Source organism: Psychrobacter sp. NPDC078929, from assembly GCF_050267985.1.
Lineage (GTDB): Bacteria > Pseudomonadota > Gammaproteobacteria > Pseudomonadales > Moraxellaceae > Psychrobacter.
Map to the genome: position 1 here is coordinate 1 of NZ_JBNNFX010000056.1, position 2,285 is coordinate 2,285.

General features: G+C 39.1%; 1 protein-coding gene and 4 pseudogenes. 1 reads left to right on the plus strand and 4 read right to left on the minus strand.

Going from position 1 to position 2,285, the window contains the following annotated elements:
- Positions 1-76 precede the first annotated feature (76 nt).
- The 3 genes and pseudogenes from ACQKCG_RS13865 to ACQKCG_RS13875 form a co-directional block, all read right to left on the minus strand.
- Positions 77-250: pseudogene (locus ACQKCG_RS13865) on the minus strand (IS1595 family transposase); the annotation flags it as partial.
- Positions 251-452: 202 nt separating this feature from the next.
- On the minus strand, positions 453-1,196 hold the full coding sequence (locus ACQKCG_RS13870) for a TorF family putative porin (RefSeq protein WP_071001644.1): 744 nt from the start codon (positions 1,194-1,196) through the stop codon (positions 453-455).
- Between the two features lie 348 nt (positions 1,197-1,544).
- A pseudogene (locus ACQKCG_RS13875) lies at positions 1,545-1,772 on the minus strand (threonine synthase); the annotation flags it as partial.
- Between the two features lie 173 nt (positions 1,773-1,945).
- Here ACQKCG_RS13875 and ACQKCG_RS13880 point away from each other — a divergent pair.
- Positions 1,946-2,092: pseudogene (locus ACQKCG_RS13880) on the plus strand (DUF3817 domain-containing protein); the annotation flags it as partial.
- 64 nt (positions 2,093-2,156) lie between these two features.
- Here the strand turns inward: ACQKCG_RS13880 and ACQKCG_RS13885 are convergent.
- Positions 2,157-2,285 (minus strand): annotated as a pseudogene (locus tag ACQKCG_RS13885) (IS5/IS1182 family transposase); the annotation flags it as partial.

Genomic DNA, 2,285 nt, shown 5'->3' on the forward strand with positions numbered 1-2,285 from the left:
GTCATAAGTGATGCCTTATTTCTTTGTTGTGGTAAACATTAGAGTAAGGCGTTGCTTATTTTTTTCAATGTTTTCTCAATTCTATACAGCCCCTATTCTCGTAAATAAGCAGTCTTAGCCTATGAAAGTAATAACTGGCTGTGGTTTTATTAACACCAATTAGGCTTGCTGCTGTTCTCGCGGTAGAACCGGCAACAAATAACTCGATGAGTCTGCTTTGTTTATACCAACTTAGTTTACTCTTTCTCATAGTGCTATCCTAAATAATTTTACTCATCTAGGACAGCCCCTTCTTTTTAATCTATTCAAACAATCTTTATTCGATATAAATATTAAGCATTTAACATGCCAAGACGTATTTAGAACCAATTCTCCATAAAAAAATCCTGCCTTGAAGTAAGACAGGATTTTTTTATCGCAAGGCTAATTTTCTAGCCTATGCTATTTACAACTTAGAATGCTTTAGTAATTGTAAATACAGCACCAGTCTCTACACCACGTTTGTACGGGTTGGTGTCGGCGTCAATATTTGTGCCGACAGCAGCAAGCTCAGCTGACAGGTCTTCAACAGAAGCAAAGCTGTAAGTCACACCAACTTTCCAGTCGATGTAGTTATCATCGCCACTAGCGTTATCACTGAAATCATAATCGTCAGCAGTGGTATAACCTAAGCTTGCTACACCACCGAAAGATGCGCTCAATGGCATGCTATAAGTCAGGTTTAAATACCATGCATCAGTATCTAAGCCAAAAAAATCATTAGTGAAATTCACGCTTGCAAGCAAACTGTCACCAACAGTGATGGTGTCTGCAAAACCTAGACGTGCATACAGCTCAAGCCAATTCAAATCAGAAGCACTTGGATAGCCGTAGTACCATAAACCGACATCTAAAACTGGTTTAGACGCCAAAGAGCCAAGTTCAGTGCTATAACCTACATATGGATCGAGCTCTAATGAGCTACCAAAGCCGACATTCGAGCCCCAGACACCTGCGTATAAGCCAGAGCTATGGGTTAATCCATAACCAACTTGAACGGCAGGGTCGCTTTCAGTTTGTGTCATACCACGATAGCGGTAATCTGAAGTCATTGCTGCAGTACCAGAGAATGATACATCGCTTTCAGCTGCCATAGTCAAGCCACTTGCACAAGTGAGTAAAGATGCAGCCACTAATGTAGAAAGTTTAAAGTTCATGTTGGTATTCCCCCAAGCTGTTTATTACAAATGTTCAAATCGAAATGATTTGACTCTGAACTTGTTATTGAAATAGCAAAGGGCGTGCCAACTTTATTAAGTTACTGTTTTATCTTATTTCTTTGCAATAAAACTGCAATAACTTACAAAACCAACTTTGAAGCATTATTGTATTGCACAAATATTGGGCGATTTATTGATTTTGCACCAAAACAAATCAAACTGTATCAAATTGTTTGTAAATAGGAATTATTCTTATACAGTTTATATTCTGCACGATGCAATAAAAAAAACCAACCGCAGTTGGTTGGCTTTTTAAGTATTTTCTTCTGAGCAAAGCATGAAAAATTATTTTTCCATATTTGATAGGATTGATGTTCTGACATCATCCAATGTGGCATTGATGGTGAGCATCACGGCATCGGCACATTGTTTGATCGCAGTGTCAGGATCTTTTAGACCATTACCCGTCACTGTGCAAACGATCACCGAACCTTCAGCGATTTTACCTGCTTTAATATCACGGATTGCACCGCCGATTGAAGCCGCCGATGCAGGCTCAACGAATACGCCTTTTACTTCTAATACTCTTGGATTAGGTTTGGTCATTTTTTATCCTTTTAGCTGTCTAGTTAACCCACTTTAAAAATGATACAGTGCTACTGGGATGAATTTTGTGCAGCCTCTGTGTAAGCAGCACGCAAAGAAAATTTATACCAGTAGCGCGTTTAAATCCATAACATTTTTACATTCAGCTGACTATAGGCTATCTAGAAGGCACCTCTTTCTTATTATTGCTCTTCATCGCCATGCCACTAAAATATATGATGGACATTCCAGAAGGTGTGAAATACATCGGTATGGCACACGGTATGTTGTTTATTACCTATATCATACCCCACTCTCAACTTCGAAAGTGATTGAAAAAAGAAGAGCACCTCACTAGGGTGTGTATAGAACTCAAATGAGTGGCAACCAGATAAAGACACAAGCGAGCATTACCGCCGCTGCATAGCTATCTTTGAGCTTATCATATCGCGTGGCAATGCCCCTAAAATGTTTCAATCTAGCAAAAGCGTTTTCTACCAA